The organism is Micromonospora sp. WMMD710, assembly GCF_029626045.1.
Lineage (GTDB): Bacteria > Actinomycetota > Actinomycetes > Mycobacteriales > Micromonosporaceae > Micromonospora.
In genome coordinates this window covers 1,615,422-1,639,694 of record NZ_JARUBD010000001.1, presented here as the reverse complement: position 1 = coordinate 1,639,694, position 24,273 = coordinate 1,615,422, and the positions used below count along the sequence as shown (strand labels likewise).

General features: G+C 73.1%; 23 protein-coding genes. 15 read left to right on the top strand and 8 right to left on the bottom strand.

Features of this window, described 5'->3' with window-relative positions:
* The first annotated feature begins 24 nt into the window (after positions 1–24).
* Positions 25–1,401 carry a GH1 family beta-glucosidase gene (locus tag O7620_RS07430; protein WP_278122437.1) on the top strand — a complete coding sequence of 459 codons (1,377 nt, stop codon included), beginning with the start codon at positions 25–27 and terminating at the stop codon, positions 1,399–1,401.
* Positions 1,402–1,504: 103 nt separating this feature from the next.
* Here O7620_RS07430 and O7620_RS07425 read toward each other — a convergent pair whose 3' ends face one another.
* Entirely contained in the window at positions 1,505–2,068 is a 564-nt protein-coding gene (locus O7620_RS07425; RefSeq protein WP_278122436.1) for a nucleotidyltransferase family protein, read from the bottom strand.
* A 125-nt stretch (positions 2,069–2,193) separates the two neighbouring features.
* Here O7620_RS07425 and O7620_RS07420 point away from each other — a divergent pair, with 125 nt between their 5' ends.
* Genes O7620_RS07420 through O7620_RS07395 form a run of 6 tightly spaced genes read left to right on the top strand, consistent with a single transcriptional unit; the run spans position 2,194 to position 7,352 of the window.
* Entirely contained in the window at positions 2,194–2,691 is a 498-nt protein-coding gene (locus O7620_RS07420) for a 2Fe-2S iron-sulfur cluster-binding protein (RefSeq protein ID WP_278126896.1), read from the top strand.
* Positions 2,688–3,680 (top strand): xanthine dehydrogenase family protein subunit M, encoded by a 993-nt coding sequence (locus O7620_RS07415; protein ID WP_278122435.1) that lies wholly within the window; start codon positions 2,688–2,690, stop codon positions 3,678–3,680. Before O7620_RS07420 ends, O7620_RS07415 begins: the two co-directional genes overlap by 4 nt.
* The gene (locus O7620_RS07410) at positions 3,677–5,767 is read left to right on the top strand and encodes a xanthine dehydrogenase family protein molybdopterin-binding subunit (RefSeq protein WP_278122434.1); all 2,091 of its coding nucleotides are present in this window, start codon (positions 3,677–3,679) and stop codon (positions 5,765–5,767) included. The genes O7620_RS07415 and O7620_RS07410 overlap by 4 nt, the downstream gene beginning before the upstream one ends.
* 28 nt (positions 5,768–5,795) lie before the next feature.
* The gene (locus tag O7620_RS07405) at positions 5,796–6,161 is read left to right on the top strand and encodes a metalloregulator ArsR/SmtB family transcription factor (RefSeq protein WP_278122433.1); all 366 of its coding nucleotides are present in this window, start codon (positions 5,796–5,798) and stop codon (positions 6,159–6,161) included.
* The gene (locus O7620_RS07400) at positions 6,161–6,802 is read left to right on the top strand and encodes an SRPBCC family protein (protein ID WP_278122432.1); all 642 of its coding nucleotides are present in this window, start codon (positions 6,161–6,163) and stop codon (positions 6,800–6,802) included. The genes O7620_RS07405 and O7620_RS07400 overlap by 1 nt, the downstream gene beginning before the upstream one ends.
* 34 nt (positions 6,803–6,836) lie before the next feature.
* On the top strand, positions 6,837–7,352 hold the full coding sequence (locus O7620_RS07395) for an NUDIX domain-containing protein (protein ID WP_151489797.1): 516 nt from the start codon (positions 6,837–6,839) through the stop codon (positions 7,350–7,352).
* A gap of 64 nt (positions 7,353–7,416) precedes the next feature.
* Here the strand turns inward: O7620_RS07395 and O7620_RS07390 are convergent, their stop codons facing one another.
* The 3 genes from O7620_RS07390 to O7620_RS07380 form a co-directional block, all read right to left on the bottom strand.
* Complete coding sequence (locus O7620_RS07390) at positions 7,417–9,369, bottom strand: ABC transporter ATP-binding protein (protein ID WP_278122431.1); 1,953 nt, start codon at positions 9,367–9,369, stop codon at positions 7,417–7,419.
* A gap of 69 nt (positions 9,370–9,438) precedes the next feature.
* Positions 9,439–10,896: an ATP-binding protein gene (locus O7620_RS07385; protein WP_278122430.1), complete on the bottom strand. Its 1,458-nt coding sequence runs from the start codon at positions 10,894–10,896 to the stop codon at positions 9,439–9,441.
* Between the two features lie 114 nt (positions 10,897–11,010).
* On the bottom strand, positions 11,011–12,678 hold the full coding sequence (locus O7620_RS07380; RefSeq protein ID WP_278122429.1) for an FAD-dependent oxidoreductase: 1,668 nt from the start codon (positions 12,676–12,678) through the stop codon (positions 11,011–11,013).
* Between the two features lie 142 nt (positions 12,679–12,820).
* Here O7620_RS07380 and O7620_RS07375 point away from each other — a divergent pair, with 142 nt between their 5' ends.
* The 7 genes from O7620_RS07375 (at position 12,821) to O7620_RS07345 (ending at position 19,318) form a co-directional block, all read left to right on the top strand.
* A complete protein-coding gene (locus tag O7620_RS07375) occupies positions 12,821–15,073 on the top strand; it encodes a hypothetical protein (RefSeq protein ID WP_278122428.1) in 2,253 nt (750 codons plus the stop codon).
* Positions 15,074–15,097: 24 nt separating this feature from the next.
* The gene (gene smpB, locus O7620_RS07370) at positions 15,098–15,589 is read left to right on the top strand and encodes an SsrA-binding protein SmpB (RefSeq protein ID WP_145788735.1); all 492 of its coding nucleotides are present in this window, start codon (positions 15,098–15,100) and stop codon (positions 15,587–15,589) included.
* Positions 15,590–15,710: 121 nt separating this feature from the next.
* Complete coding sequence (locus O7620_RS07365) at positions 15,711–16,103, top strand: SCO5389 family protein (protein ID WP_151491853.1); 393 nt, start codon at positions 15,711–15,713, stop codon at positions 16,101–16,103.
* Positions 16,104–16,228: 125 nt separating this feature from the next.
* The gene (locus O7620_RS07360; protein WP_278122427.1) at positions 16,229–16,654 is read left to right on the top strand and encodes a TOBE domain-containing protein; all 426 of its coding nucleotides are present in this window, start codon (positions 16,229–16,231) and stop codon (positions 16,652–16,654) included.
* Positions 16,651–17,442, top strand: a complete 792-nt coding sequence (gene modA / locus O7620_RS07355) for a molybdate ABC transporter substrate-binding protein (protein ID WP_278122426.1) — start codon at positions 16,651–16,653, stop codon at positions 17,440–17,442. The genes O7620_RS07360 and modA overlap by 4 nt, the downstream gene beginning before the upstream one ends.
* Positions 17,439–18,254: an ABC transporter permease gene (locus O7620_RS07350; RefSeq protein ID WP_278122425.1), complete on the top strand. Its 816-nt coding sequence runs from the start codon at positions 17,439–17,441 to the stop codon at positions 18,252–18,254. Before modA ends, O7620_RS07350 begins: the two co-directional genes overlap by 4 nt.
* A complete protein-coding gene (locus O7620_RS07345) occupies positions 18,251–19,318 on the top strand; it encodes an ABC transporter ATP-binding protein (protein ID WP_278122424.1) in 1,068 nt (355 codons plus the stop codon). Before O7620_RS07350 ends, O7620_RS07345 begins: the two co-directional genes overlap by 4 nt.
* Positions 19,319–19,512: 194 nt before the next feature.
* Here the strand turns inward: O7620_RS07345 and O7620_RS07340 are convergent, their stop codons facing one another.
* The 3 genes from O7620_RS07340 to O7620_RS07330 all read right to left on the bottom strand — a co-directional run bounded on the left by O7620_RS07340 (position 19,513) and on the right by O7620_RS07330 (position 21,850).
* On the bottom strand, positions 19,513–19,926 hold the full coding sequence (locus O7620_RS07340) for a type II toxin-antitoxin system Phd/YefM family antitoxin (RefSeq protein WP_278122423.1): 414 nt from the start codon (positions 19,924–19,926) through the stop codon (positions 19,513–19,515).
* Between the two features lie 42 nt (positions 19,927–19,968).
* Positions 19,969–20,541 carry a GNAT family protein gene (locus tag O7620_RS07335; protein WP_278122422.1) on the bottom strand — a complete coding sequence of 191 codons (573 nt, stop codon included), beginning with the start codon at positions 20,539–20,541 and terminating at the stop codon, positions 19,969–19,971.
* Positions 20,542–20,620: 79 nt separating this feature from the next.
* Positions 20,621–21,850, bottom strand: a complete 1,230-nt coding sequence (locus O7620_RS07330) for a hypothetical protein (protein WP_278122421.1) — start codon at positions 21,848–21,850, stop codon at positions 20,621–20,623.
* Between the two features lie 168 nt (positions 21,851–22,018).
* Here O7620_RS07330 and O7620_RS07325 point away from each other — a divergent pair, with 168 nt between their 5' ends.
* The gene (locus O7620_RS07325; RefSeq protein ID WP_278122420.1) at positions 22,019–23,578 is read left to right on the top strand and encodes an NAD(P)/FAD-dependent oxidoreductase; all 1,560 of its coding nucleotides are present in this window, start codon (positions 22,019–22,021) and stop codon (positions 23,576–23,578) included.
* A gap of 60 nt (positions 23,579–23,638) precedes the next feature.
* On the opposite strand, the gene O7620_RS07320 is transcribed toward O7620_RS07325, so the two are convergent.
* Positions 23,639–24,238 (bottom strand): YdeI/OmpD-associated family protein, encoded by a 600-nt coding sequence (locus O7620_RS07320; protein WP_278122419.1) that lies wholly within the window; start codon positions 24,236–24,238, stop codon positions 23,639–23,641.
* Between the last annotated feature and the right edge of the window lie 35 nt (positions 24,239–24,273).

Below are 24,273 nucleotides of genomic sequence, written 5' to 3'. Positions count from 1 at the left end.
CCAACCCCAGAGGAGAACCTTCCCGTGCCGGACCTGTCCAAGCTGCCGCCCGACTTTCTCTGGGGCGTCGCCACGGCGGCGTACCAGATCGAGGGGGCCGTCGACGTCGACGGCCGGGCGCCGTCCATCTGGGACACCTTCTCGGCGACCCCCGGCAACGTCGACAACGGCGACACCGGCGCGGTGGCCTGCGACCACTACCACCGGTGGCCGGAGGACCTCACGCTGCTGCGCCGGCTCGGCGTGGACGCGTACCGGTTCTCGGTGGCCTGGCCCCGGGTGATGCCCGACGGCGTCGGTCGGGTCAACTCCGCCGGGCTGGACTTCTACGACCGGCTCGTCGACACGCTGCTCGCCGACGGGATCCGGCCGTTCGTCACGCTCTACCACTGGGATCTGCCGCAGGTCCTGCAGGACGCCGGCGGCTGGCCGGAGCGCGCCACCGCCGAGGCGTTCGCCGACTACGCGGCGGTGGTCGCCGGCCGCCTCGGCGACCGGGTGGCCGACTGGTGCACCGTCAACGAGCCGCTCTGCGTGTGCTGGATCGGGCACCTGGAGGGCACCATGGCCCCCGGCGAGCGGGACCTGACCCGCGCGGTGCACGCCTCGCACCACGTGCTGCTCGGGCACGGCCTGGCCACCCAGGCGATCCGCGCCAACGCCGCCCGGCCGGCCTCGGTGGGTCTGGTGCTCAACCTCAGCCCGATCGAGGCGGCCACCGACCGGCCCGAGGACGTCGCGGCGGCCCGCCGGGCCGATGGGCACGTCAACCGGTGGTGGCTGGACCCGATCCACGGCCGCGGCTACCCCGCCGACATGATCGCCACCTACGGGGTCGAGCCGCCGGTACGCGGCGACGACCTGACGGTGATCGCCACGCCCACCGACTTCCTCGGGGTGAACTACTACTTCCGTCAGCTGATCGTCGACGACCCGTCCGGTCCGGCGCCGTTCGCCCGCCAGGTGCCGGTGCCCGGCTCGGTGGAGACCGCGATGGGCTGGGAGGTGTACCCGGCCGGGCTGGAGCGGCTGCTGGTCGACGTGCACGAGGAGTACCGGCCGGGCCGGATCATCGTCACCGAGAGCGGCTCGGCGTGGCCGGACGAGGTCACCGCCGACGACACCGTCGAGGACAAGGAGCGCACCGACCACCTGGAACAGCACCTGGCGGCCTGCGCGGCGGCGGTGGCCCGGGGGGTGCCGCTGGACGGCTACTTCGTCTGGTCGCTGCTGGACAACTTCGAGTGGGCGTACGGCTACGACAAGCGGTTCGGGCTGGTGCACGTGGACTACGCCACCCAGCGCCGCACGGTGAAGGCCAGCGGCCTGCGCTACGCCGAGCTGATCCGCGCCCACCAGCGTCTCGCCGGCGCGACCGGCGCCGCCACGCCGGTGGCCTGAACGGGGGCGGGTGAGGTCGGGCCGCCCGGGGTCGCCGTTTCGACGGCCCCGGGCGGCCACTGCCGGTCTGACGGCCCGGGCGGCGACTGCCGGTCGGCAGCGTTCACGCCGACGGCAGGTGGGCGGGGGTGTCCACGTCGACCGGCGAGCCGGCGTCGTCGCAGGGCACCTCGACCACCAGGTCCGGCCGGGCGCGCAGCAGGTCGCGGGCGCCCCGGTCACCGATGGCGTAGTCGTCCAGCAGCGGCCAGGTCTCCCGGCTCAGCAGCACCGGGTGCCCCGGCCGGCCGGCGTAGGTGGCGACCGCGATGACCGCGCCGCGCGTGTGCGCCGCGCGGACCCGGCGGATCGCCACCGGGCTGAGCGACGGCTGGTCGACGAGCACCACCACGGCCGCCGGCACGTCCGGCGGTAGCGATGCCACTCCTCGGCGCAGCGACGAGCCCAGGCCCTCGGACCAGTGGTCGTGGCGTACCGTCACCGCACCCGGCAGGTCGGGCACCTCGTCCGCGCCCGCGCCGAGCACCACGTGCACCGGCGCGCAGCCGCCGGCGTTCAGCAGCCGGACCCCCCGCCGCACCAGCGGCTCCCCGGCAAGCTCGACCAGCGCCTTCGGCCGCCCGTAGCGCCGTCCGGCGCCGGCGGCCAGCAGCAGCCCAGCGGTCATCCCGGCCACCATCCTCACGTGGCATTCGCGTTAATGACACCTTTATGTCCCCATAAAGCTAATCTGGGTACGTGCCTGGAGGATCCGAGAATCAGACAACCACCGACGAGCGACACGCGTCCCGGCTGGCCTTGACCGTGAACGACGTGCCCCACGAGCTGACGCTGGACAACCGCACCACGCTGCTCGACACGCTGCGCGAGCACCTGCACCTGACCGGAGCCAAGAAGGGCTGCGACCATGGCCAGTGCGGCTCCTGCACCGTCCTGCTGGACGGTCAACGGGTGAAGAGCTGCCTGACCCTCGCCGTCACCGTGGACGGCCGGTCGGTGCTCACCGTGGAAGGGCTGGCCGGGCCGGACGAACTGTCACCGTTGCAGGCCGCGTTCATCGCCCACGACGCGTTCCAGTGCGGCTACTGCACCCCCGGGCAGCTCTGCTCCGCCCGGGCAATGCTCGACGAGGTCGACCAGGGCTGGCCCAGCGCCGTCACCGAAGACCTCGACGCACCGGCCGAGCTGACCGACGCGGAGATCCGCGAACGGATGGCCGGCAACCTGTGCCGCTGCGCCGCGTACCCGCACATCGTCGCGGCCGTCCGCGAAACGGCGGCGGCCCGATGAAGCCGTTCCGCTACCACCGGCCGGCCGACGTGGCCGACGCCGTCGCCGTGCTGGCCGCCGAGCCGCAGGCGGCCTACCTGGCCGGCGGGACCAACCTGGTGGACCTCATGAAACTCGGGGTACAGCGCCCCGACGTGCTGGTGGACGTCAACCGGCTACCCCTGGACACCGTCGAGGAGTTGCCCGACGGCGGGCTGCGGATCGGCGCGACGGTGCGCAACAGCCACCTCGCCGCCCACCCGACGGTCCGCCGCGACTACCCGGTACTGACCCGCGCCCTGCTCTCCGCCGCCTCCGGGCAACTGCGCAACATGGCCACCACCGGCGGCAACCTGTTGCAACGCACCCGCTGCCCGTACTTCCAGGACACCACCAAGGCGTGCAACAAGCGCGACCCGGGCAGCGGATGCGCCGCCCTGCACGGCGTGAACCGCGACCTCGCGGTGCTGGACTGGTCCGAGCAGTGCGTGGCCACCAACCCGTCGGACATGGCCGTCGCCCTCGCCGCACTGGACGCCGTGGTGGAGGTGCACGACACCGACGGTGTACGGGACGTCCCGCTGGCCGAGCTGTATCGCTCACCCGGCGCACATCCGGACCGGGAAACCACCCTGCCGCGCGGTGCGCTGATCACGGCCGTACGGTTGCCGGCGCTACCGGCCGCGCGCCGCTCGACGTACCTCAAGGCGCGCGACCGGGCGTCCTTCGCCTTCGCCGCCGGCTCGGTGGCCGCGGTGCTTGACCTCGACGGTGACGTCATCCGCGACGTGCGGCTGGCGTACGGGGCGCTGGCCCACCGTCCCTGGCGGGCGTACCGGGCCGAGCAGGAGCTGCGCGGCCACCCATTCAGCCCCGAGCTGGTAGCGCGGGCCGCCGACGCCGAACTGGCCGAGGCCCGCCCGCTCAGCGAAAACGGCTTCAAGCTGCCCCTGACCCGATCCATCACCGTACGAGTGCTCAACGGACTTGCAGGGAGGGCGCAATCGTGAGCGCAGGCGCGATCGGTCAGGCGCATCCGCGCCTGGAGGGCCGGGCGAAGGTCACCGGGACGGCCCGTTACGCGATGGAGTACCCGGTCGACGGCGTCACCTACGGCTGGGTGGTACAGGCAGCGGTGGTGCGGGGCCGGATCACCCACATCGACACGACGGAGGCCCTCGCCTCGCCCGGCGTGCTGGCCGTCGTGCACCACGGCAACGCGCCCCGGCTCGCGACCACCCCCGGGCCGAACCTGTGGTTACTCCAGGATCCCGCGGTGCACTACCGGGGGCAGTACGTCGCGGTGGTGGTGGCCACCACCCTGGAGGCGGCCCGCGAGGGTGCCCAGTTGGTGCGCATCGAGTACGACGCGGGACCGCACAGCACAGTGCTCACCGACGACCACCCAGGCCTGTACAAGCCCGACCACGTCAACCCCGCATACCCGACGGACACCGCGGAGGGGGACTTCGACGCGGGGTACGCGGCCGCCCAGGTGCGAGTGGACGCCACCTACCAGACCCCGGCCTACCACAACAACCCCATGGAACCGCACGCCACCACGGCGCAGTGGACCGATGGGCGGCTGCTCGTGCACGACTCCAACCAGGGCGCGACATCGGTGCGGGCCACCCTGGCCGAGCTGTTCGACGTGCCCCGGGAGTCGGTCCGGGTGATCGCCGAGCATGTCGGCGGGGGCTTCGGCAGCAAGGGGTACGCCAAGCCCGCCGTGGTACTGGCCGCCCTCGCCGCCCGGCACGTGGACCGGCCGGTGAAATTGGCGCTGACCCGCCAGCAGATCTTCGGGCCGATCGGCTATCGCACGCCCACCATCCAACGGGTCCGCCTCGCCGCCGACACCGACGGGCGGCTCACCGCGATCAGCCATGACTCGATCAGTCAGACCTCGCAGATCCTCGAGTACACCGAGTCGGTCGCCGTCTACACCCGCAGTATGTACGCGGCTCCGCACCGCCGCACCAGCCACCGGGTGACCCGCCTCGACGTGCCCACCCCGTTCTGGATGCGGGCCCCGGGCGAGTGCCCCGGCGCGTACGCCCTGGAGTCGGCGATGGATGAACTGGCCGTCGCCACCGGCATCGACCCGGTGGAGCTGCGCATTCGCAACGACACCGAGATCGATCCCGATCAGGGAGCGCCGTTCACCAGCCGCAATCTGGTGGCCTGCCTGCGCGAGGGTGCCCAGCGGTTCGGCTGGGCCGACCGGAATCCGACACCCCGGTCCCGCCGCGAGGGGCGTTTCCTCATCGGCTCCGGCGTGGCCGGGTCGGCCTATCCGAGCGAGTCCGTCCCGGCCTCGGCACGGATCACCGCCCGCCCCGACGGCAGTTTCCTGGTCCAGATCAACGCCACCGACATCGGCACCGGCGCGCGTACGGCGCTGTGGCTGGTCGCCGCCGACGCCTTGCAGGTGCCGCCGGAGCGGGTCGAGATCAGGATCGGTGACAGCGAGCTGCCCGCCGCCCCGGTGGCCGGCGCCTCGATGGGCACGTCGAGCTGGAGCTGGGCGGTGATCCGTGCCGGTGAGGCGCTGCGCGGGAAGCTGCGCGACGGGGTACCGCCGGATGCCGAGGTGAGCGCCGAGGTGGACACCTCCGACGAACTGAACGCCCAGGCCAAGAAGCCCAAGTTCGCGTACGGGGCGCAGTTCGTCGAGGTCCGGGTGGACACGACCACCGGCGAGATACGGCTCAACCGGATGCTGGGCGTGTTCGCGGCCGGTCGGATCGTCAACCCGACGACGGCGCGCAGCCAGCTCATCGGCGGCATGACCATGGGCGTGTCGATGGCGCTACACGAGGGGGGCCTGTTCGACGAGCGCTACGGCGACTGGGTCAACCACGACCTGGGCACCTACCACATCACGGCCTGCGCGGACGTGGAGTCCATCGAGGCGTACTGGTTGGACGAGCGCGACGACGAGCTGAACGCGGCCGGGGTGAAGGGCATCGGCGAGGTCGGAATCGTCGGCGCGGCGGCGGCGGTCGCCAACGCCGTCTACCACGCCACCGGGGTACGGATCCGCGACCTGCCGATCCAGCTCGACAAACTCATCGGAACATCAGCACTAGCTTAAATAAGCTGCTGGTGATATAACTGTCGCCGTGCACGCCTTCGACGTGCTGGGCGATCCGGTCCGGCGCCGCATCCTGGAGCTGCTCGCCACCGGCGAGCAGCCCGCCGGCGCCCTCAGTGCGGTGATCCGCGACGAGTTCGGCATCTCCCAGCCCGCCGTGTCCCAACACCTCAAGGTGTTGCGGGACAACGGCTTCGCCACCGTGCGCCCGGACGGCACCCGGCGGCTCTACGCGGTCGACCCCGGCCCCCTGCGCGAGGTCGACGGCTGGCTGGAGCACTTCCGCCAGTTCTGGACGCCACCCCTGGCGGCACTCGCCACCGAGCTTGCCCGGGGTCGACGCGAGCGTCGGCTCCGCGGGTCGGCCGACACACCCGACGAGAGGAACCCCTGATGATCGACGCGACCGAGCAGATCAACGCCGTGCGACGCCAGGTCGGCACCCGCACCCTGGAGGCCGGTGCGGCACGGGTGAGCACCATCAGCCAGACCTACCGGGCGACGCTCGACGATCTGTGGGACGCCTGCACCAACGCCGAGCGCATCCCGCGCTGGTTCCTCCCGATCACCGGTGACCTGCGCCTGCACGGCACGTACCAGCTGGAGGGCAACGCCGGCGGCACCGTCGAGAGCTGCGAGCCGCCGCACCGCTTCACCGCCACCTGGGAGATGGGCGGCGAGGTGAGCTGGATCGAGGTGCGACTCACCCCGGTCGACGACGAGCACACCCGCTTCGAGCTGGACCACATCGCCCACGTCGACCAGGACCGGTGGGCCCAGTTCGGGCCGGGCGCCGTCGGCGTCGGCTGGGACCTGGGGCTCTTCGGCCTCGCCTCGTACCTGGCCGGCGACGGCAGCGGCGTCCGGCCGGAGGACAGCGCCGAGTGGATGGCCTCCGACGAGGGCCGGCGGGCCATGGAGTTGAGCAGCCGGCTCTGGGGTGAGGCGAGCATCGCCGCCGGCACCGACGCCGACGAGGCGAGGGCCGCCGCCGAGCGCACCACCGCCTTCTACACTGGCGCACCGGCCGCCTGAGACCGGCCGCGGCGGCCGGGTAACGTGCTGCGGCATGACCGGTACGCCGTACTCGCACTGCTCCTCCTGCGGCGCGGCCTACCCGGCGACGGCCGGGTGGCCGCGCGTCTGCGCGGTCTGCGGCGAGACCGTCTGGCGCAACCCGCTGCCCGTCGCGGTGGCGGTGCTGCCGGTCCGCACCGCCGCCGGCCTGGGCGTGGTGGTGGTCCGCCGGGACATCGAGCCCGCCCGGGGGCAGCTCGCACTGCCCGGCGGCTTCATCGAGTACGGCGAGGAATGGTCCGACGCACTCGTTCGTGAGCTGCGGGAAGAGACCGGTCTGGTCGCGGCGGCCGCGGACGTCCGCCTGTTCGCGGTGCACAGCGCCCCGGCGGGTGCCACCATGATGGTCTTCGGGGTGCTGCCCGAACGCGCTGCCGAGGACCTGCCACCGTCGACGCCCACCGACGAGGCGACCGAGTGGCTGGTGCTCACCGACCCGGTCGAGTTGGCGTTCTCCACCCACACCCGCGTCCTGGCCGACTTCCTCACCCCCGGCAACCCAACCTGACCCCGCGCCGCCCGCGCCAGGCCGGGCTGGGCTGGGCGCAAGCGCGGGCCGGGCGGGGGCGGGGTCAGCGGGACTGGGAGTTGTCGGCACCCAACAGGTAGCCGCTGGCCTGGAGGTCGAACAGCTCGCGGTAGAGGCCGCCGGCCGCCATCAGCTCGTCGTGGCTGCCGTGCTGGACGAGTCGCCCCTGGTCGAGCACGAAGATCCGGTCGGCGTGCCGGACGTTGGCCAGCCGGTGGGTGATCAGCACGACCGCCCGGTCGGGGTGGCGGCGCAGGTGCTGGAACAGGGCGTGTTCGGCGCGGGCGTCCAGGGCGGCCGACGGCTCGTCGCAGATCAGCAGGGCGGCGTCACGGTAGAGCCCCCGGGCGGCGACCAACCGCTGCCACTGGCCCCCGGACAACTCGTGGCCGTCCTTGAACTCCCGGTCGAGCAACGTGTCGTAGCCGTTCGGCAGGCCGACGATCATGTCGTGGGCGGCGGTCGCCCGGGCCGCCTCCCGCACCGTGGGGCCGGGCTGGTCCGGCGGTCGGTCGTGCCGCCCGACGCGGATGTTCTGCCCGGCGGTGAACGGGAACTTCCACCACTCCTGGGTCATCACGGCCACCTGCGCACCGAGGGCGCGCGGGTCCAGCTCGGCGGAGTCGACGCCGTCCCAGCGGATCATCCCGCCGGTCGGTTGGTACAGGCCCGCGATCAGCTTGGCGAGGGTGGTCTTGCCGGAGCCGTTCTCGCCGACGAGTGCGATCACCTCGCCCCGGCGGACGGTGAGGCTGACCCGGTCCACCGCCGGCGTGTCGGTGTCCGGGTAGCGCAGGCTGACCTCGTCCAGCTCGATCACGTCGACGCCGTCGGTCGACCGGTTGCCGCCGACCGGCACCCGGGCGTGGGCGCGGGCCAGGAAGTCCCGGTAGTCCTGGTAGTAGAGGGCGTCCTCGTACAGCGAGTTGGTGGCGATGACCGCCACGCCCATGCTGGTCCGTGCGGACTGCAGGGCGAGCAGCGCGGTCGCCGCGGCGGCGAGGGCGACCATCCCGCCCAGCAGCAGCCCGCCGAGGACCGCGTACACCCCGAAGGTGGCCAGCCCCGCCACCGTGGCGCCGATGACCCGGGTGCCGGTCTGCGAGCGGACCAGCCGCAGCTGGGCGCGGGTCTCCACGGCCATCACCCCGCGGTACTCGGCGAGCAGAAAGTCGCGCATCTGGTACGCGCGTACCTCTGCGGCCGTACGCCGGTTGGCCATCAGGTGGGCCAGCATCCACATGCGACGCCGCCGGGTGATGCGGGCCAGCATCGCCAGATACTCCCGGCGGGCCATCCGCACCGCCGTGACCGCCTGGGGCACCGCCGCGAGCAGGAGGCAGGGCAGCAGCAGCGGTTGGATGACGGTCACCGCGACGGCGGTGGCGAGCATCCCGACCACGCCGGTGACCAGGTTGACGGTGTGGTCGACGATCCACGCCGCCTCGGCCATCCCCCGGTCGCGCGCGCGGTCCATCTCCTCGGCGAAGCCAGCGTCGTCGAACGCGGCCAGATCCACCGCCGTGGTGGCCTCGAACAGCCGCAACTCCACCTGATAGTTGATCTGCGGGGTCAGCCGGGCCTGCGCCCAGCCGGCCGCGATCGTCAGGCCACCGCGGGCCGACACCGCCGCCGCGGCCACGATCAGCGCCGGCAGGGCCGAGCGGACCCGGTCCGGGGTGGGGCCGGCGGCGAACAACTCGCGCAGCACGCTGGTCGTGGCGAGCAGCCCGAACGTGGTCATCACCCCGGCGGCGATGTTCAGGCCGATGGAGGCGACCGTGTCCCGACGGTTGGTGGCCCAGGCCAGGCCGACCGCCTCGCGGACCAGCCGGGGCAGCCGGCGGGCCACCGCCCAGAAGCTGGTGTGCGCGAACTCCTGCGCGTGGTGCATCCAGTCGCGATCCTCCAACTCCGGCAACATCGTGCCGGCCGGCGGATCGTCCGGCTGGTCGTCGTCCTCAATGGCGGTGCGCTGGCGGGCCACCGACTCCACGGACCCTCCTCGGGGGCGGGGATCACGAACGCCGCCCCCGAGACTACTGCCAGCAACCAATCACTGTCTCTAGGTAATCGGCGCGTCGCGTGGCTCGTCCGTCGGGCCCTCGGTGATCGGCAGCAGCACCCGGAAGGTCGTCCGCCCGAGCTCGGACTCCACCCGGATGTCGCCGTGATGCTTGTGCACCACGATCCGGTACGAGATGTCCAGGCCCAGCCCGGTGCCCGACCCGACCGGCTTGGTGGTGAAGAAGGGCTCGAAGATGCGCGGACGCACCTCGGGCGCGATGCCCGGGCCGGTGTCGGTGATCTCCACCGCGAGCAGGTCGTCGGCGCGACCGGTCCGGACGGTCAGCACGCCCTTGTCCCCCATCGCGCCCAACGCGTTGTCGATCAGGTTGGTCCACACCTGGTTCAGCTCGGCGGCGTACGCCGGCACCGGCGGGAGGCTGCGGTCGTACTCGCGGACGAGCTTGACCTCGGCGGGGATCTTGCCCTTGAACATCACCAGCGTGGCGTCGAGCAGGTCGTGCACGTCCACCACCCGGTACGGCGCGCGGTCCAGCTGGGAGTACTGCTTGGCGGCACCGACCAGGCCGGAGATCCGGGTCACGGCGTCGCCGATCTCGCGCATCAGCAACTCGGTGTCGACCGTGTAGGTGAGCCACCGCACGGCGGCCTCCAGGTCGGCCGCGCCGACGGCCGCCTTCACCTGCGCGAGCCAGGCCGTGTCGAGCCCGCCACCGACCAGGATCGGCGCCAGGTCCCACGCGCCGCTGACCCCGTGCTCCTCCAGCCAGTCGGTGAGCGTGTCCTCGGCGTCGGCGGTCGCCAGCGGAGTCAGCTTCGGCGCGGTGGCCACCCGGGCCACCGCCTCCTCCTGCAACGCGACGAGGCCGTGCAGGGCGCTGCCGTCGAGCCGACCGTCGGCGATCATCGCGAGTTTGTGCCGCATCCCGGCAACCCGGTCGCGCAGCACCGAGGTGGCCCGCACCGCCGCCGCGGCCGGATTGTTCAACTCGTGGGTCAGCCCCGCCGAGAGCGAGCCGAGGGCCAGCAGCCGCTCCCGCTCGCCGACGATCGTCTGGCTGTCCCGCATGCCGAAGAACAGGCCCTCCAACAGGTGCATGGGCATCGGGAACCAGGTCCGCAGGGCTTCCGCGAAGTCCTCCGCCGGCAGCACGAAGAAGTCCGAGTCGACCAGGGCCCGCAGGCTGTGCAGGTAGATCTGCTCGACCCGGTCACCCAGATACGCCTGGGTGGCACCGGCGTACACCCCGCGCTGGTCGGTCCGGGAGACCTCGACGTCGTCGCCGCGGACCTGCCGACTCAGCGCCACGGCACCGCGCAGCAGCACGAAGAAGCAGGTCGCGGGCTCACCCTCGCCGTACACGAGGGTGCCGCCGGCACGCTGCTCGACCCGGCCGCGCTCGGCCAGCCAGTCGAGCTGTGCGTCGTCGAGCGCCTCGAACAGAAACAGGGTGCGCAACTGCTCAGATGTCAGCCGATCCGCTTCGCTGGTCACTGGATCTCCTCCGATCGCGACTGCGGGGCTCGCAAACCCGGCTCACTCCTCGCGCTCACTGGATCTCCTCCGATCGCGACTGCGGGGCTCGCAAACCCGGCTCACTCCTCGCGCTCACTGGGCCTCCAGATAACGGTGCACGAGCGACACGGCCATCGCGCCCTCGCCGACGGCCGAGGCGACCCGCTTGACGGACTCGGCCCGCACGTCCCCGGCGGCGAACACCCCCGGCACGCTGGTCTCCAGGTGGTACGGGTCGCGCGACAGCGACCAGCCGGCCGGTCGTCGCCCGCCGGCCAGCAGGTCCGGGCCGGTGACGATGAAGCCGCGCCCGTCGCGGACCAGCACACCGTCGAGCCAGTCGGTGCGGGGCTCCGCGCCGATGAAGATGAACAGCCAGGAGGTGTCCACCGTGCGGCCCTGCCCGGTACGGGTGTCGCAGAGGGAGAGGCGTTGCAGGTGCCCGTCCCCCGACCCGCCGACCACCGCCGTGTGCGGATGCACGGTGATCCGGTCGATCCGTTCCAGCTGGTCGATCAGGTAGCGCGACATCGAGGAGGTCAGGTCCGCGCCCCGGATCAGCAGGTGCACCCGCGTCGCGTACCGGGAGAAGTGCACGGCGGCCTGGCCGGCCGAGTTGGCCCCACCGACGATGTAGACGTCCTGGTCGACGCAGCTCGGCGCCTCCGTGGCGGCCGCGCCGTAGAAGACGCCCCGGCCGGTGAAGTCGGCCAGCCCGGGTGCGTCGAGCACCCGGTACGAGACGCCGGTGGCCAGCACCACGGTGTGCGCGGCGATCTCGGTCCCGTCGCCGAAGCGCAGCAGCCGGGCGCCACCGGCCTCGCTCAGGCCGACCACCTCCCGGGCGCTGAGCAGCTCGGCACCGAACTTCACCGCCTGCCGCCGGGCCCGGTCGGTCAACTGCGCGCCGGAGACACCGTCGGGGAAACCCAGGTAGTTCTCGATCCGGCTGCTCTGCCCCGCCTGCCCGCCGGTCGCCCGCCGCTCGACGAGCACCGTGCGCAGCCCCTCCGACGCGCCGTACACCGCCGAGCCCAGGCCGGCCGGGCCGCCGCCGATCACCACCAGGTCGTAGAAGTCCGACGCCGGCACCACCGTCAACCCGGCCAGGGCCGCCAGCTCGGCCTCGCTGGGGGCGACCAGCGCCTTGCCCTCGGTCGTCACCACCAACGGCACGTCCGCCTCGGTGGCGCCGGCGGCGTCGAGCAGCCGGGCGCCCTCGGGATCGTCGGACAGCAGCCACCGGTACGGCACCAGGTTGCGGGCCAGGAAGTCGCGGACCTTGAACGACGGCGCGGACCACCGGTGCCCGACGACCCGGATCTCGGCGCTCGCCGCAGTCGGGGTCGCCGCCCACGCCTCCAGCAGCCCGTCCACCACCGGGTAGAGCTTCTCCTCCGGCGGGTGCCAGGGCTTGAGCAGGTAGTGGTCCAGGTCGACCACGTTGATCGCCTCGATCGCGGCGTCGGTGTCCGCGTACGCGGTGAGCAGCACCCGGCGCGCGGCCGGGAAGATGTCCATCGCGGCCTCCAGGAACTCGACGCCGGTCATCTCGGGCATCCGGTGGTCGGCCAGCAGCAGCGCCACCTGCTCGCCACGCAGTTTCACCTCCCGCAGCGCCTCCAGCGCCTCCGGCCCGGAGGTGGCACGTAGCACCCGGTAGCGGTCGCCGTAGCGGCGCCGAACGTCCCGGGCCACCGCCCGGGACACCACGGGGTCGTCGTCGACGCTCAGGATCACCGGGTTTGCCATGGCGCCCATGAAACCACCTGACGAGCATCGACCGCACCATCGCGTGGTGGGCGACGCACGATTGACCGGCGCCATCCCGGGTAAGCCACCGCGCCGCGCGGGCGGTCGTGCGACCGACCCGCCCGGCTGCCGCGTACATCTCGGGGGGCCCATGGCGGACGCGTCGCCGACCGGACCGACGACGTCGGGCGAGGTCGTTGAGCTGCGGGTGCACGGCGTCTCCGGGGCCGGGGCGGACCAGGTGTTGGACCGGCCGTACGTGCACCAGGTGGCCGGCGACCGCAGCGGCGGGTTCTACCGGCCGCGCCCGGGCTACCCGGACTCGACCGGGATGGACGGGGTGACGCTGGAGGCGTACCGCTGGAGCGACCTGCCGTCCGGCACGGCCGTGCGGACGCTGTCGCTGGTGTTCCTGCTGCCGTTCATGCTCTGCAACGTGGCGCTTTGGATGCGCCCGGCGAGCAGCGCCGCGAAGCCCGTCATCGTCGCGGTGTGCCGGGTGCTCGCGCTCACCCTCACCATGCTCTACGTGCTCTCCATCGTCGGGGTGGCGCTGGATCTGATCGCGTGGCGGTGCATGGGCAACCCGACCTGCCTGGCCGAACGGAGCTGGCTGTCCTGGCTCGGCGGGCGCCCGGTCGGGCTACGCCTGGGTGTGCTGGCGTTGCTGCCGGCGGCCGCCATCGGGTTCCTGTGGTGGCTGGGTGGCCGGCCCGGTCACTCGTACGACGCGTTCCACACCGGGTCGCCGCAGGCCGAGTCCGTGCACAGCTTGAGCGGTGTCGGCCAGTGGGACGGCGCTCCGCTGGTCGGCCGCCTGCGGTCGGTGCACGTGGCGGCCGCGTTCGCCACGCTGGACGGCAGCCTGCTGGCCGCCCGGGCCAGTGCGAACGCGTCGTGGGTGATGGTGGTGCTGCTGGTGGCCTGCGGGGCGGTGCTGCTCGCCTGCCTGGTCCTGCTGACCCTGGTGCAGGTCATCGACCGGCCCGGTCCGGTGCCCTGGGTGGACGCGGTCACTCGAGGGTTGCGCACGATCGCCTTCGGTCTGACCATCCTGGTGATCGTGGACACGATCATCAGCCCGGCGCCGTGGCCGCGCAGCGGCGCGCTGCCCGCGTACGGGGCGACGGTCGCCTGGCTGTTCGTCAGTCAGACCGTGCTCGTGGGTCTCCTCGGCGTGGTGGTGATCCGGGCGCGCAGCGGCGCCCGGCGGGGTAGCCCACGGCCGGCGCGGCTACGCGCGCTGGGCGCGCCGGTCTTCGTCACGATCGCCGCCGGGCTTGCGGTCGCCTTCTCCGCCGAGCTGGTCTACCGGATGGCGGACGTGTTGGACCGCCACGGGGTGCCCGCCGAGCGACTGGGCTACGCGCCGCCCCTGGCGTACAAGTGGGCGATCTTCGGCTTCTTCCTGGCGGTGGTGACCGCGCTGCTGGTCGGCGGCGTGGTCACGGTGCTGACCCACCGCAGTCGGTGGCGGGCCGCGCGGGCGATCGTCGCCGCCGACTTCCCGCACGCCCCGCCGGAGGCCGCGGACCGGCTACGCCGGGTCGAGCAGGCGGTGGCCCGGGCACGGTTCACCGAACGGTTCGAGCCGCTCACCGTCGTCTACGCCGGGCTGGCCGCGTTCGGGCTGTCGACCAGCCTGCTCGGCCTGCTTCAGCTCCATCCGGCCGACGTGCTCCAGGAGTACGTCGGTGTGCCCGTGAACGCGGTCAACTTCTTCCTCGGCACGGGCAGTTACGCGATCGCCCTGCTCGTGCTCGGGCTGGTGATCGGTGGCATCTTCGCGTACCGGACGGCCGGGTTCCGCCGGTACGTGGGCGTGCTGTGGGATCTGGGCACCTTCTGGCCCCGGGCCGCGCATCCCTTCGCGCCGCCCTGCTATGCCGAGCGGGCCGTGCCGGAGCTGGCCAAGCGGATCTCCTACCTGGTGGAGCAGGGTCAGACGGTGCTGCTGACCGGGCACAGCCAGGGGTCGGTGCTGCTCGCCGCGACGGTGCTGCAACTGCCGCCCCGGATCACCGACCGGGTCGCCCTGCTGACCTACGGCTCGCCACTGTGCCGGCTGTACTCGCGACTGTTCCCCGCGTACGCCGATGACGCGGCACTGCGGGAGATCGGTGAGCGGGTGGGTTGGCGGTGGATCAACCTGTGGCGGGACACCGACCCGATCGGCGGCTGGATCTTCGCCGGGCACCGGCCCGGGGACACCGAGACGCTGACCGGGCCGGCCGCGACGGTCGACCGCCGGTTGACCGATCCGGAGGACGTGGTGGCGCCGCCCAGCGACAGCGTGCCACCACCGATCCTCGGGCACTGGCCGTGCGAGTCGCAGGAGGCGTTCGCCCTGGCCGTGCGGGACCTGATGGCACGGCTGCGCGCCGACCGCCCGGCGACCGGCTGAGGCCCGGCCGGATATCGTCGCCGGGTGAGCCCGTCGAAGCAGCCCGAACGTCGGTTGATCGCCTCGAACAAGAAGGCCCGGCACGAGTACACGGTGCTGCGCACCTACGAGGCGGGCATCGTCCTGGTCGGCACCGAGGTGAAGTCGCTACGCGAGGGGCGGGCCTCGTTGGTGGACGCGTTCGCGCACGAGCGCGACGGCGAGATCGTGCTGTACGGCCTGCACATCGCCGAGTACGCCTACGGCACGTGGACCAACCACGCTCCCCGGCGCAACCGCAAGCTGCTGCTGCACCGCGCGGAGATCGACCGGATCCTGGACAAGGTCCGCGAGGGCGGGGTGACCCTGGTCCCGCTGTCGATGTACTTCGAGAACGGCTTCGCCAAGGTCGAGCTGGCCCTGGCGAAGGGAAAGCGCTCCTACGACAAGCGGCAGACGCTGGCCGAGCGGGACGCCAACCGGGAGATCGCCCGCGAACTGGGCCGGCACCTCAAGGGTCACCCTCGCCGCCCCTGAGCTGCGCTCGTTCGCGCGGCTCGCCGCGACATCGTTGACCTCACCCGTCCGGCATGGTGTGCTCACTCCGACGCCGTTAATGGAAACGGTAATCGTTAGCTGTAAGCGGAGGAGAAGAACCATGTCACTCACCGTCCCGCCCGCCCTGCTCGACGCCGCCGAACGCGGCCCCGTCGACGACGAGGCGTTCATCGCCTGCGTCCGCGACTCCCTGCCGTACGCCTGGACCACCGTCAGCCGGGTGGTGGCCGACCTGGAGGCCGGCGACGCCGACCTGGCCGACAACGTCGTCCCGCCACCCACCGACGCCGACCGGGGCCAACTGCTGCGGGCGCTGGCCAGCGACGCCATCCGGGCCGGCCTGGAACGGCACTTCGGCGTACGCCTGGCCTTCCAGAACTGCCACCGCGTCGCCGCGTTCCGCCCGTCGGCGGTCGACGGGGAGCGCTACCGCAACTTCGTGTCGACCCGGGGTCAACTGCTCAACCAGTCCCCCGAGCTGCGCAACTGCTGAACCGGGTCGCGGCGGGGCGGGCCCACCCCGCCGCACTCATCTGCAAACCCAAAAGCCCATTCGAGTACGCAGAAGCGGCCGGAACGGTGCTTTAACGCTCGCACCTGCGGCGCTAAGGTGAGCCGGTGACGACCTTTCGGATCGGCGCGGCGGCCGAGGTGCTCGGCGTCAGCGCCGACACGATCCGCCGCTGGGTGGACACCGGGCGGCTGCCCGCCGGGCGCGACGAGCACGGCCACCGGATCATCGACGGCGTCGATCTGGCCGGCTTCGCCCGCGCCCAGGCCGCCGATCCGGACGCCGGCACCGGGTTCTCCTCCGCGCGCAACCGGCTGCGCGGCATCGTCGTCGACGTCCGCAAGGACACGGTGATGGCCCAGGTCGACATCCAGGCCGGCCCGTTCCGGGTCGTGTCGTTGATGAGCCGGGAGGCCGTCGACGACCTCGACCTGCGGGTCGGTTCGGTGGCCGTCGCGGTGATCAAGTCGACCACAGTGGTGGTGGAGCGGGCCGCATCCGCCGCCCCGACCCGGACCGGCGCCGACCGATGAGCGGGCGGGGCAGGCGTACGACCCTGGCCGCCGTGGCGGCGTTCGCGGTGCTGGCGACGGCCGGCTGCGGCGGCGACCCGCCGTCCGGGAGCGCCGACGCCGACGGCCGGGTCACCGGCACCGTGACGGTGTTCGCCGCCGCCTCGCTGACCGAATCGTTCACCCGCATCGGGAAGGACTTCGAGGCCGCTCACCCGGGCACCACGGTCACCCTCAACCTCGCCGGCAGCTCCGCCCTGGCCAACCAGATCAACCAGGGCGCGCCGGCGGACGTCTTCGCCTCGGCCGCGCCGAAGAACATGGCCACGGTGACCGAGGCCGGCAACGCCGACGGCACGCCGAGCGTCTTCGCCCGCAACCAACTGGTGATCGCGGTGCCGCACGGCAACCCGAAGGGCGTGACCGCGCTGGCCGACCTGACCCGCCCGGGGGTGAAGGTGGCCCTCTGCGCCGACCAGGTGCCCTGCGGAGCGGCGGCCCGGACGGCCCTGGACGCGGCCGGCGTCGCGCTGACGCCGGTGACCCTGGAGCAGGACGTCAAGGGCGCACTGGCCAAGGTGCGCCTCGGCGAGGTCGACGCGGCCCTGGTGTACCGCACGGACGCGCGGGCGGCCAGCGCCGACGTGACCGGCGTCGAGTTCGGCGAGTCCGCGCGGGCGGTCAACGACTACCCGATCGCCGCGCTGCGGGACGCGCCGAACCCCGCCGGCGCGCGGGCCTTCGTGGCGTACGTCCGCTCCGCGCCGGCGCAGGCGGTCCTCGCCGACGCCGGGTTCCAGGCGCCGTGAGTCGTACCCTCGACACCGCCGCACCCCGGCGGCGCGGACGGGTGCCGGCGGCGCTGCTGATCCCGGCTGGGCTGGGGCTGCTCTTCCTCGTCCTGCCGCTGGCCGGGCTGGTGCTCCGGGCGCCCTGGACGACGCTGCCGCAGCGGCTCACCGAGCCCGAAGCACTGACCGCGCTGCGGCTCTCGGTGCAGACGGCGACGCTGGCCACCGTGTTCTGCCTGCTGCTCGGGGTGCCGCTGGCCTGGTTGCTGGCCCGGGTCGAGTTTCCCGGCCGGCGGTTGGTCCGCGCACTGGTCACCGTGCCGCTGGTGCTGCCTCCGGTGGTCGGTGGCGTGGCGCTGCTGCTGGTCTTCGGCCGGCGGGGGCTGTTCGGCGGTTGGCTGGACGCCACGTTCGGCGTCACCCTGCCGTTCACCACCGCCGGCGTGGTGCTGGCCGAGTCGTTCGTCGCCATGCCGTTCCTGGTCATCGCCGTGGAGGGCGCGCTGCGCGCCGCCGACCACCGGTACGAGGAGGCCGCCGCCACGCTGGGCGCCGGCCGCTGGACCACGTTCACCCACGTCACGCTGCCCCTGGTGGCGCCGGGACTGGCCGCCGGGGCGGTGCTCTGCTGGGCGCGGGCCTTGGGTGAGTTCGGTGCCACCATCACCTTCGCCGGCAACTATCCCGGCCGTACGCAGACCATGCCGCTGGCCGTGTACCTGGCGTTGGAGACCGACCTGGAGTCCGCGATCGTGCTCAGCCTGGTGCTGCTCGTCGTCTCGGTGGGCATCCTGGTCGCCCTGCGCGACCGCTGGATGACCAGCGCATGAGCACCGCGCTGCTCGACGCCCGGATCGTCGTCGACCGGGGCGCCTTCCGGCTCGACGTGCCGCTGCGGGTCGCCCCCGGCGAGGTGGTGGCGCTGCTCGGACCGAACGGCGCCGGCAAGACCACCGCGTTGCGCGCGCTGGCCGGGCTGCATCCCCTCACGGCCGGGCACGTCACGCTCCACGGTACCGACCTGGACCGGCCGGCGGAGGGCCGCTGGGTGCCCACCGAACGTCGCCCGATCGGCGTGGTCTTCCAGGACTACCTGCTCTTTCCGCACCTGAGCGCCCTGGACAACGTGGCCTTCGGGCCGCGCCGGCACGGCGTCGACCGGCAGGTGGCACGGGCCACGGCCCGGGACTGGCTGGATCGGGTGGGGCTGGCCGGGCACGCGCAGCGCCGACCCCGGCAGTTGTCCGGCGGGCAGGCGCAGCGGGTGGCGCTGGCCCGCGCACTGGCCGTCGCGCCGGCGCTGCTGTTGCTGGACGAACCGCTCGCCGCGCTGGACGCCCGCACCCGACTGGACACCCGCGCGGAGCTGCACCGGCATCTGTCCGCGCATCTGGGGGCGACCGTGCTGGTCACCCACGACCCCCTGGACGCGCTGGCGCTGGCCGACCGGCTGGTCATCGTCGAGGGTGGGCGGGTGGTGCAGGAAGGCGACGGGCCGAGTGTCACCGCCCGCCCCCGCACCGACTACGTGGCCCGGCTGGTCGGGTTGAACCTCTACCGGGGCCGAGCCGACGGGTACGGGGTACGCGTCGCGCCGGATCTGACGCTCACCGTCGCCGACCGGCTGGACGGCGAGGCGTTCGTGGCGTTCCGCCCGGCGGCGGTGGCCCTGCATCCGGCCCGACCGGAGGGCAGCCCGCGCAACAGCTGGGCGGGAACCGTCGCCGGTGTCCAGCGCCACGGCGACAACGTGCGGGTGCAGCTGGACGGGCCGATCGGGGTGGCCGCGGACGTCACGCCGGCCGCGGCGGCCCGGCTGCGGCTCATCCCCGGTCAGCGGGTCTGGGTGGCGGTCAAGGCGGCCGAGACGCACGCCTACCCGGCCACGACCTGACGCCCCGCCACACGCTCGCCGCGAAGCCCGCGAAGCCCGCGAAGCCCGCGAAGCCCGCGAAGCCCGCGAAGCCCGCGAAGCCCGCGAAGCCCGCGAAGGCGCGAAGCCGCGAGTCCACGAGGCCCGCTGGAGCCCGAGCCGCGAGGGCCCGCCCGAGCGCAGCCGGCCCCGGCGGGCAGCGGGGCGGCGGGCGGTCAGCCGGCGAGCAGGTCCGCGTGTGCGGCGCGCAGCCGGGCCAGCCCCGGGTCGCTGCCCGGGACGACTCGGCGGTCCAGCTCGGCCCACGCCTCGGCCAGCGCCGCGCGGACCGCGCCCAGCTCGGCGGCATGGCGCTGGCTGCTGCGCCGGTGCTGCTCGTCGAGGCGGCGGGCCCAGCCGGCGGTGACCGCGGCGAGCCGATCAGCGTCGGCGCGGGCCTGTGCGCCGCTGCGGGCGGCCGCGGCGGGGACGATCGCGGCGACCGGACGGGGATCGCCGTCGCGGGTGACGACGGTGACCGCGTCGGTCAACTCGGCCAGCGCGACGAGCTGGCTGAACCGGGTGCGCGCCTCGCGCAGCGGCACGGAACGCGGCGGGTCGGGGTGCGGGGTGAGCGCGGGGACGGCCATGGATGCATGGTGCCGCTCGGGTACGACAGAAATCCGCCGTCGTCAGTGGACGGTCGGCGCCGGGGCGGAAGGCGGGGCCAGCCACTCGTCGGCCAGCACCGACCAGACCTCGAGGTCGATGCGCCCGTCCGGGCTCGGGTAGAGCTGGCGCAGCGTGCCGTCGAGGCGCAGGCCGAGCCGGCCGGCGAGGGCCCTGCTGCGGGCGTTGCGGGCATTGGTGCGCCACTCCACGCGGTGGATGCCGCGTTCGCGCACGGCCCAGTCGACGATCGTGCGGACCGCCGGCGCGACAATGCCTCTGCCCTGCGCCGCCGGCTCCACCCAGCAGCCGACCTCGCAGACGCCCAGCGCGACGTCGAACGACACGAGCATGACGCCGCCGACCAGCGTGCCCCGCCACCACAGCCCCCAGATGCCGCCGGCGTCGTCGGCCCAGCGGTCCGCGTACCGCTGCAACACCGCGCGGGCCGAGGGCAGCTCGGTGGCGACGAACGAGGGCGACACCCAGGGCCGGATGTGCTCGCGGGCCCGGTCGAGGTGGGCGAGGAACTCCTCGGCCCGCCACGGCTCCAGCGGGCGCAGCTCGACGTCCTCGGTCAGCGGCAGGGCGAACACCGGGCCTCCACGAAGGTGCGCGTGCGTCAACGGCTGACAGGCTCGCACAGGCCGGCCGGCCACGCCCCGGCGACCCCCATCAGATGATCATGTGGGTCCAGTAGCTGAGCCAGAGCACGAACAGCGCGCCCTGCACCACGGCCAACGCCGCGGTCAGCCACACGTCGACGCTGGCGCGGCGGGCCCAGCGGGCCAGCACCAGAGCCACCGGAAAGGCGGCCAGCAGGTACCGCAGCAGGCTCTTGTAGACCGCCGGGCCCATCGACAGCGGCACCAGCACCATGAGGACGCCGTAGACCAGGTACGGCAGCTCCCGGCGGCGGAACCCGGCGAGTAGCACGCCCAGCACGGCCACGGCGAACCACACCCGCGCGGCGTCGCGCGGCTCCCCGGTCAGGCCGCCCAGCAGCACCGGCACCGGGTTCTGCACCTCGATCCCCCACCCGGTCCGCTGGGCGTGCTGGTAGGCGAACCAGTCGCCGCCCCGCCAGCGACAGAACGCCATGAAGGTGAACCATCCCGCGGGCAGCAGCAGCAACGGCCAGCCGGTGCGCAGGTACCCGAGCAGCGCGCGCGGGCCGAGCCGCCAGTCGTGCTGGCGGAGCAGCACCAGCGCCAGGGGCAGTGCGACGAGCAGGCCGACGGACCGGCTCATCGCGAGGAAATAGCCGAGCACGCCGACCAGCAGCCACTGCCGTCGTTCGGCGTGGTAGAACGCCGCGAGCGCGAGGCAGACGAAGAGCGACTCGGTCAGCGCGGCCTGGAACAGGAACGCGGTCGGCAGCAGCACCAGGTACCGGGTGAACCGGCGGGCCGCGTCCGCGTCGCCGAGCAGCAGCCCGGCCAGCCGGTAGCCGTAGGCGAGGGCCAGCAGGAACGCGACGTTGCTGATCAGCAGCAGGGCCAGGGCGTTGTCGCCGCCGAGCAGCGCGCCGACCGGCCGGGCCAGGAACGGATACAGCAGCGGGAAGCCGAAGTCTCCCCACGGCCGCCCGGTCAGGGGCAGCTCGCTCAGCCGCAGGTAGAGCAGCGCGTCCCAGGCGAACCAGAAGGAGATCCACCGGTGCCCGGACACGTCCCGTTGCTGCGCCCACATCACCGCCTCGTCGGGCGGTGGGGCGCCGGGAACGCCGTCCCAGGCGTGCAGTACCAGCAACCCGACCAGGGTGAGCAGCACCTTCGCGCCGACGAACAGGCCGATCACGTACGGCCAGGGTGCCGGCACCCGCCGGGCTAGCCGGGCGCCGGCGAGGCCCGCACCGGTCAGCCGGGTGGCCAGCGCCGCCGCGCCGCGCCGCCACCCGTGCATCCGCCCCGCTCCCCCGGCCCACCCGCCGCGCGGGGGTGTCGCCCTTCTGGTTGTACGCCGCCGCACGCCCCGCCGGAGCGGAAATCACCACGACCGGGAGGTGACATTCCGGGCACAACGGGTACGCGGCGCGCCTCAACCATCGCGGTGACCAGGGAGTACGGCGGCATGAGCGAGCAGCACGGCACGGTAGTCATCGGCGCGGGCCCGGCAGGGCTCACCGCCGCGTACGAGCTGCTCCGGCACGGCCGGCCGGTCCGGGTCTTCGAGGCCGACGAGGTGGTCGGCGGGATCAGCCGGACCGTCGAGCGCGACGGTTGGCGTTTCGACATCGGCGGGCACCGGTTCTTCACGAAGGTGCCCCGGGTCGAGGCGTTCTGGCACGAGATCCTGCCGGACGAGGACTTCCTGACCCGGCCCCGGATGAGCCGGATCTTCTACCGGGGCGCACTGTTCAACTACCCGCTCAGCGCGGTGAACGCGCTGCGCAACCTCGGGCTGCCGGAGGCGGCCCGGTGCCTGGGCTCGTACGCGCGGGCCCGCCTGCGCCCGCCACGGGACCAGTCGCACTTCGAGGGCTGGGTGTCGGCCCGGTTCGGGTGGCGGCTGTACTCGATCTTCTTCAAGACGTACACCGAGAAGGTCTGGGGGATGCCGGCGGACCGGTTGCAGGCCGACTGGGCCGCGCAGCGGATCAAGAACCTGTCGCTGGCCACGGCGATCCGCAACGCGCTGCTGCCCGGCCGCCGCCGCACGGACGTGACCAGCCTGATCGAGCAGTTCCAGTACCCGAAGTTCGGGCCGGGGATGATGTGGGAGCGCTGCGCCGAGCAGGTCCGCAAGCGTGGCGGGCAGCTGTCCACCGGCACCTGGGTGACCACCGTGCACCGCGACCCGAAGCGGCGGCGGGCGATCAGCGTGACGGTCGACGGTGCGGGCGGCCAGCGCACCGAAGCGGCCGACGACGTGATCTCGTCCATGCCGATCTCGGAGCTGGTGACCGCGCTGCGCCCGCCGGCACCGCCGCAGGTGCTGGCCTGCGCCGCCGATCTGCGCTACCGCGACTTCCTGACGGTCGCGCTGGTGGTGCCGGCGGAGTTCTCGTTCCCGGACAACTGGATCTACGTGCACGACCCGGGGGTGCGGGTGGGCCGGATCCAGAACTTCGGCTCCTGGTCGCCGTACCTCGTCAAGGACGGCCGCACCTGCCTCGGCCTGGAGTACTTCGTGTTCGAGGACGACGAGATGTGGCGTACCCCGAATGCCGACCTCGTGGCGCTGGCCACCGCGGAGCTGGAGCGGTTGGGGTTGGTCCGGCCCGGCGTGGTGGAGGCCGGCTACGTCGTGCGCATGCCGAAGGCCTACCCGGTGTACGACGAGCGCTACCAGCACAATGTGGACGTCATCCGGGCCTGGCTGGCCGAGGCGGTGCCGAACGTGCACCCGGTGGGGCGCAACGGCATGCACCGCTACAACAACCAGGACCACTCGATGCTGACCGCGATGCTCACCGTGGAGAACATCGCCACCGGCAGCGCGCACGACGTCTGGTCGGTCAACGTGGAGCAGGACTACCACGAGCAGTCGTCCGGCGGTGACGACCGGCGGGGCACCGGGCGCGACGCGCCGGTGCTGCCCAGCCGGATCATCACCGCCCCGATCACCGCGCCCGAGGGCGCCCGCGCGGCCGGCGACGGAGACCGGTCGGCGCAGGTGCCGCTGGCCTGACGGAAGCGGGCGGTTGAACTCCGCCACCGTCGGGCAGCACGGCCGAGCAGTGCGCCCCGCTCACGGGGAGGGCCTGGCCTTCTGCGGGTAGATCGTCTCGTGACGGGCCAGCATGGCGACGAACTCGCCGATCTTCCGTTCGCGGGTCTGCGCCCGCTTGACGGCATTGAGGCGGTAAATGAGAGCGAAGCGGTTGGTCTTGGTGAGCACGTCGAACATGGCCTGGGCGGCGGGGTCGGCGGCGATGGCGGCGAGCAGGTCGGCCGGCACCTCGGCCTCCGACGGCGGGGCGTAGGCGGCCGTCCACCGCCCGTCCGCCTTCGCGGCCTGCACCGCGGCGCGGCCCGCGGGCCGCATCCGCCCCTGCTCCTCCAGCCGGGCCACGTGGGCGACGTTGCGCTGCGACCAGGAACTGCGGGGCCGGCGAGGGGTGAACCGGATCCAGGACGACTCCTCGTCCCGTTTACGGGCCTGCCCGTCGATCCACCCGAAACACAGGGCCTCGTCGACCGCCTGCTGCCAGGTCAGCGTCGTGACAGTGCCGCCCTTCTTGGTCAGGGCGAGCCAGACGCCGGGCGACGTGTCGTGGTGGTCCGACAACCACGCGCGCAGCGCCTCGGCGTCCGCGACGATCAGCTCATCCAGTTCCGCACTCGCCATGACGGCAGGCTAACCACCGCACCGCGAGCGGTGAG